The 6,482-nt window shown below is 60.9% G+C and carries 4 protein-coding genes; all 4 read left to right on the top strand.

Annotated elements, in window-relative coordinates; all coding sequences use genetic code 11:
• Window positions 1–390: 390 nt before the first annotated feature.
• The 4 genes from AC07OP_RS30730 to AC07OP_RS30715 all read left to right on the top strand — a co-directional run bounded on the left by AC07OP_RS30730 (window position 391) and on the right by AC07OP_RS30715 (window position 6,373).
• Window positions 391–1,974: a BCCT family transporter gene (locus tag AC07OP_RS30730; protein WP_495103211.1), complete on the top strand. Its 1,584-nt coding sequence runs from the start codon at window positions 391–393 to the stop codon at window positions 1,972–1,974.
• Between the two features lie 84 nt (window positions 1,975–2,058).
• Window positions 2,059–4,068, top strand: a complete 2,010-nt coding sequence (locus tag AC07OP_RS30725; RefSeq protein WP_495103210.1) for a CocE/NonD family hydrolase — start codon at window positions 2,059–2,061, stop codon at window positions 4,066–4,068.
• An 83-nt stretch (window positions 4,069–4,151) separates the two neighbouring features.
• Entirely contained in the window at window positions 4,152–5,096 is a 945-nt protein-coding gene (locus AC07OP_RS30720) for a LysR substrate-binding domain-containing protein (protein WP_115488141.1), read from the top strand.
• Window positions 5,093–6,373 (top strand): MFS transporter, encoded by a 1,281-nt coding sequence (locus tag AC07OP_RS30715; RefSeq protein ID WP_495103209.1) that lies wholly within the window; start codon window positions 5,093–5,095, stop codon window positions 6,371–6,373. The genes AC07OP_RS30720 and AC07OP_RS30715 overlap by 4 nt, the downstream gene beginning before the upstream one ends.
• Window positions 6,374–6,482 lie beyond the last annotated feature (109 nt).

Genomic DNA, 6,482 nt, shown 5'->3' with positions numbered 1-6,482 from the left:
AGTTCAGTCGGTTAGAATACCGGCCTGTCACGCCGGGGGTCGCGGGTTCGAGTCCCGTCCGCTGCGCCATATTCGGTCACCTGGCCCACTGAACGCCAGGTCACCACAGAAAGCCCGCTCAATGAGCGGGCTTTTTTTTGCCTGCGATTTGATCATCCTGCGCCTTGCCGTTGTGCATGGCCTGCTCCTCCCGAACTGTGCTGGTGCGTCATGACGTGGGGGAATACCCCCATGCACATTGGTCGATTGCGCCCCCGGCCGCTTAAACGGTTATCTATCACCACGCGAAGACTTCCAGGCGAGCTACCGGCAGCAGGACGCTGCGGTGCCCGCTCTCTAACAATGGCCTGTCAGGGCGATAAAAATAGTCTGCAAGGGGAATGGCACTGTATGAAATATCCATTGCGTCCGTTGGTGTTCTGGCCAACGTTCCTGATTCTGCTGGCGGCGGTGATCGCCAGCTACATCGACCTGAATGCTTTCCTCGCGGTCAGCAAGCAACTCAACAGCATCATCCTTAACAACTTTTCATGGCTGTTCAGTGCCGGCTCGTTTGCCATGGTGGTGTTGACAGCGATTGTCTATCTGTCGCCCCTGGGCAGGGTGCGTATCGGTGGCGAAGACGCTCAGCCGTTACTGAGCAAATGGCGCTGGTTCATGGTGGCGCTGTGTACCACGCTGGCGGTGGGTGTGTTGTTCTGGACCACCGCCGAGCCGCTGTACCACGTGTATGGGCCCCCCACCAGCCTGCCGATCGAAGCGGGCAGCGGTGCGGCGAAAAGCTTCGCCATGTCTACGATGTTCCTGCACTGGACCATCACCCCCTACGCCATCTACCTGGTGCCCTCGCTGGTATTCGCGCTGGTGTTCTATAACCGGCGCAGCAACTTCTCAATCGGCGCCATGCTCGAACCGTTGCTGGGTGAGGCGCGGGTCAAACGCTATGCCGGGCTGATCGACACCCTGGCGATGTTTGCCTTGGTGGCTGGCATGGCATCGTCCCTGGGCACCGGCGCGTTGACCTTGTCGGGTGGCCTGAGCCAATACATCGGTGGCGAAACCACACCGTTCCGCCTGGGGATCATCATCGCGATTATCGTCATCACGTTTGTGGTCTCGGCGGCGAGCGGCCTGCAGCGCGGCATTGTGATGCTGTCGTCGTTCAACACCTGGATCATGCTGGCCTTGGGGTTGTTCGTGCTGTTGTGCGGGCCGACTCTCTACATGTTCAGCCTGGGTGTCGAGTCTTTGGGTGTTTACCTTGACACTTTCTTCAGCCGCAGCCTGTTCACCGGCGCCGCCAGTGGCGACACCTGGCCGCAGAGTTGGACAGTGTTCTACTGGTCGGTGTGGTTTGCCTGGGCGCCGGTGAGTGCGCTGTTCCTCGGTAAGATCGGCCGTGGTTACACCGTGCGCGAATTCATTCATATCAACATGCTTTACCCGGCGCTGTTTACAGCGGTGTGGATCTGTATCTTCTCTGGTACGAGCCTGTATTTCGATGCGCTCGGCGATGGCAGCCTTAACCGCGTGCTCAACGAGCAGGGCGTGGAGCACGTGCTGTACCAGATGTTCCAGCAACTGCCGGCCAGTGCTCTGATGATCGCGTTCTTGCTGTTCGTGGCGTTCATCTCCTTTGTCACGGCGGCGGACTCCAGCACCGACGTGATCGCCAACCTGTGCAGCAAAGGCGTGACGGCCGATTCCGACCTGGATGGCAACCCCGCGTTGAAAATCGCCTGGGGCGTGATCATCGGCACAGTGTCGTGGGTGATGGTGTCGTTCATTGGCATCGATGGGGTGAAGATGCTTTCCAACCTCGGCGGGCTGCCGGGGATGATCCTGGTGCTGCTGGCCAGTACTTCGCTGATCTTCTGGCTGAAAAATCCGACATTACTCGATGTGAAAAACCTACAGTCCGTGACTCAGCCCAACCTGAGTGGCGCCAGCCCCGTCGCGGAATTTGCCCGCTAGAAGCTAAAACCTGTGTGTCTCCCCACGCGCTCCCAGGCGGGCGCGTGGGGGGCGTTTGTTCGCAATAAATGTTTGGAGCTACCGATGGAAATCGTTACCGAATTTGCCTACAAGGTCCGTGAAATCGAGCACTGTCTCATCCCGTTGAGAGACGGCACCCAACTGGCGGCACGTATCTGGCTGCCGGAGACCGCGGGCCTGCAAACCTTTCCGGCGATCCTGGAGTACCTGCCCTACCGTAAGCGTGATGGCACCGCCGTACGTGACGCGCTGACCCACCCTTGGATGGCAGGGCAGGGCTATGTGTGTGTGCGTGTGGACATGCGTGGCAATGGTGAGTCCCAGGGACTGATGGCTGACGAATACCTGGTGCAGGAACAGGACGACGCCCTTGAAGTGATCGACTGGCTATGCCGGCAACCCTGGTGCGACGGGCATGTCGGCATGATGGGCATCTCCTGGGGCGGATTCAACGGCCTGCAAGTTGCGGCACGCCAGCCCGAGGCGTTGAAGGCGATCATCACGTTGTGCTCCACCGATGATCGTTTCGCCGACGACATCCACTACAAGGGCGGCAACCTGCTGATGGAGAACTTCGGTTGGGCCGCGACCATGCTCAACTTCAGTGCCGCAGTGCCCGACCCTCTGCTGGTGGGTGATGATTGGAAAACCCTCTGGCTTCAACGCCTGGAGGCGATGCCGCTGCTTGCCGAGACCTGGTTGAAGCACCAGACCCGTGATGATTACTGGCGTCACGGCTCAGTGTGCGAGGACTATTCGCAGATCAAGGCGGCGGTCTACGCGGTGGGTGGCTGGGGTGATGCCTACCGCAACACCGTCTCGCGTCTGATGGAGCATTTGCCAGGACCGAAAAAGGCCATGATCGGCCCGTGGATTCACAAATACCCGCATTTCGCCGTGCCCAATCCCGCGATCGGCTTCCTGCAAGAGGCCAAGCGCTGGTGGGACCACTGGTTGAAGGGCATCGAAAATGGGGTGATGGATGACGCTGCCTGCACCTTTTACCTACAGGATATTCTGCCGCCCAAAGGCAGTTATGCCGAGCGCCCAGGTACCTGGGTGCAGACATCGGGCTGGCCTGACCCGCAGGTGCAATGGACCGATTTCAGTCTTGACGAGCGCGGCCTCAACCCCGGCCACCAGGCCTTGGCCGTTGCTCGCAGTGTGTGCTCGCCGCTGACCACCGGCCTGCATCAGGGCGAGTACTGTGCCATCTGGTTTGGTCCCGATGGGCCCACGGATCAGCGCCGCGATGACGCCCACGCGCTGTGTTTCGACTCCCAGCCCCTGACCGAGCCCCTGGCGCTGCTGGGTGATGCACGCTTGAAGTTGCGTCTCGCCAGCGACACCGCCTGCGGGCAACTGGTGGCGCGCTTGAACGCCGTGGCGCCGGACGGGCAGGTCACGCAGGTCAGTTACGGGGTGCTTAATCTCAATCTTCGCGAGGACTTTTCCCACGTCACTCCTGTAGTCCCGGGTGAACCGATGGACGTGCACCTGAACCTTGACCATGTCGGTATGCGCCTGCCCGCTGGCTACCGTTTACGCCTGGCGTTGAGCACCGCGAGTTTCCCGTTGTTATGGCCCAGCCGTGAGCTGACCACCCTGACCTTGCTGCCGAGCCTGCACAGTTTGCAGTTACCGGTTTTTATCGGCGAGGCAGTGGAGTGTCCGTTCGATGCGCCCCAATCGGCGACGCCGGCTGCCCTGGAAGTCCTGCGCGCCGCTGCGCCGAAACGGACGTTGATCGAAGATGTGGGCAGTGGCGAGGTGTGCGTGAAGATCGAAGATGACCTGGGCGCCATGCGGTTTATCGACCATGGCCTATGGGTGGACCAGCGTTGCACCGAGCAATACCGCACGTTGCCTTGGAATCCGTTGTCGACGAGTGCTGATATCCAGTGGCATTACCGCGTGGGCCGCGACGCATGGGAGGTGGAGGTGGAAAGCCGCCTGAGCGTGCATGCCGATGCCGAGTGGTTCTATGTAGAGGCGGAGCAAACGGCCTGGGAAAATGGCCAGCTTGAACACCGTCGTCAATGGAGCAAGCGTGTGGCCAGGGTCGCGCTGTGACTGAGCAACTGGCAGGATACCTGCCAACATGATCTCTGCGGGCGTGGGGAAACCTGGGCCCGTTTCTGCCATTGGAACTGCCCATGTCGCGCCGAAACGTCGATCTTCCCCCGCTCAATTGCCTGCAAGCCTTTGAAGCGGCAGCCCGCCATTTGAGCTTTACCCAGGCCGCTCATGAACTGAACCTGACCCAGAGTGCGGTCAGTCGCCAGGTCAAGCGGCTGGAAGAAGACCTGGCGCGCCCACTGTTCTACCGACTGGCCCAGGGGCTGAGCCTGACACCCGCCGGGGTGCGTTTCTTTCGCACCATCCAGCGCTTGCTGCGCGAGCTGGACCGCGAGTCCGCCGAGTTGCGTCGGCGCGGTGCCGATCGTCAACTGACCCTGGCCAGCACGCCTACCATCAGCTCCATCTGGCTCGCCGGCTTGCTGCCGGAGTTCCAGCGCGAGCACCCGGACCTGGATATCCGCATTCTGTGCAGCGAAAGCCCCAGCCACTTGGATGTCAGTGAATATGATCTGGGCCTGTTCTATCACCTTGACGAACTGGCCGCGCCCCATGGCCTGGAATTGTCACCGGTGTTCGACAGTGAGCAGGTCATCACCGTATGCAGCCCTGGCTACATAGAGCGCCATGGTCCGATTCACGATGTTCAACACCTGCTGCACGCTCACACCTTGCTGATCGTCGAGGACCACTACCATGACTGGCTGACCTGGACCGATTGGTTTGCAGATGTTGGTGCCCACTACTACACCCCGCGCCATGCGTTGCGCACCAACAGCTATCAGTTGTTGATGCAATCGGCGGTCATGGGCCACGGCGTGGCCCTGGGCTGGAAGAGTTTGCTCGCGGGCGAGTTGGCGTCGGGTCGATTGCAAATGGCCTTGCCCCACACCATGCACAGTCGCGGTCGCCTGCACCTGATGCAACCTCATCATCGTAATCCGCCTTTGGCGGCACGCAGTTTCCGCCAATGGTTGCAGGCCCACGCCAGCCACTTGAACACGCCCTCCGAGTCGCCATGAACCTGACCTTCCTGACCTTCCCCGCGCTGTATAGCGCCACTATCCTGATGCTCACCGGCAATGGGCTGTTTTTCAGTTTTATCGGCCTGAGCCTGAGCAGCCAGGGCATCAACGAGGTGTGGATCGGTGCGCTGACGGCCGCGTACTACGGGGGAATGGTCTGTGGGGCCAAGTTCGGACATCGCATGATCGCAGGCATCGGGCATGTGCGTTCGTATGTGGCCTGTGCCGGCGTCGCCACCATCATCGTGTTGCTGCATGTGCTGTTCGAGCAACTGACGTTCTGGCTGGTGCTGCGATTCGTGATGGGCGTGGTGATGATGAACCAGTACATGGTCATCGAAAGCTGGCTGAACGAGCAGGCTGAAAACAACCAGCGCGGCGCGGTATTCGCCGGCTACATGGTGTCGGTTTCCCTGGGCTTGATGCTGGGGCAGGGCATATTGATAGGGCTCCCGGAGCTGGATTTCAAGCCGCTGGTGATCGTGGCGATCTGCTTTGCCGCTTGCCTGCTGCCAGTGACCATGACCCAGCGACTGCACCCGGCGAAGCTCGTGGCGGCCCCCCTGGAAGTGGGTTTTTTCTGGCGCCGCGTGCCCCAGGCGCTGACCACGGTTTTTGTCACCGGGCTGATGATCGGCGCGTTTTATGCGTTGGCGCCGGTATTCGCCACCCGCAACGACCTGAGCACCGCCCAGGCCGGTACCTTTGTTGCGGTATCGATATTTGCCGGTCTGTGTGGCCAGTGGCCGATCGGTTGGTTGTCAGACCGTATCGACCGCTCCCGGCTGATTCGGGCCTGCGCCCTGGCCCTGGGGATGGTGGTGATTCCCCTGTGGGGGCTGGTGCAGTTGCCGTATGCCCTGTTGCTGGTGTTCGGCTTTCTCAGCGGTCTGTTGCTGTTCACGCTCTACCCGCTGGCGGTGGCGCTGGCCAATGACAACGTCGAGCAACCCCGGCGTGTACCGTTGAGCGCCATGATGCTCGCCACCCACGGCATTGGTGCCAGCCTTGGGCCGCTGCTCAGCGGTACGCTGATGACCACCTACGGGCATGGCGCGTTTTACATGCTGTTCTCGGCCTGCGCACTATTGCTGGTCTGGCGCGTGCAGCCCAAACAGGTCACTGGCGAATACCGCGTCGAAGGGGCGCCGTTGCACCATGTGGCCATGCCCGAGCATCCGATGGGCGCCATGGCCGCGGTACTCGACCCGCGGGTGGATGACATTCCCGAGGAACTGGTGATCAACGAGCCCGTGCCCGACAGTAAACCGTGACGGCTACTTGGCTTTTTTCTTGCGCGACTGGCGGGTAGCAAGGTGCTCGAAGCAAAACGAGGCGGTGCCGAATACGGCGATCAGGGTGAGTACGATCATGCCGAGGGTT

The sequence above is a fragment of the Pseudomonas sp. GW821-FHT09D08 genome, assembly GCF_059416305.1.
Note: the sequence above shows the minus strand (reverse complement) of the source record. Positions and strands in the feature narration are given on the sequence as shown.

What these genes read in the sequence shown, in the direction of transcription:
- AC07OP_RS30730 (WP_495103211.1), top strand. Translation starts at nt 391, where the DNA reads ATGAAATATCCATTGCGTCCGTTGGTGTTCTGGCCAACGTTCCTGATT.
- AC07OP_RS30725 (WP_495103210.1), top strand. Translation starts at nt 2,059, where the DNA reads ATGGAAATCGTTACCGAATTTGCCTACAAGGTCCGTGAAATCGAGCAC.
- AC07OP_RS30720 (WP_115488141.1), top strand. Translation starts at nt 4,152, where the DNA reads ATGTCGCGCCGAAACGTCGATCTTCCCCCGCTCAATTGCCTGCAAGCC.
- AC07OP_RS30715 (WP_495103209.1), top strand. Translation starts at nt 5,093, where the DNA reads ATGAACCTGACCTTCCTGACCTTCCCCGCGCTGTATAGCGCCACTATC.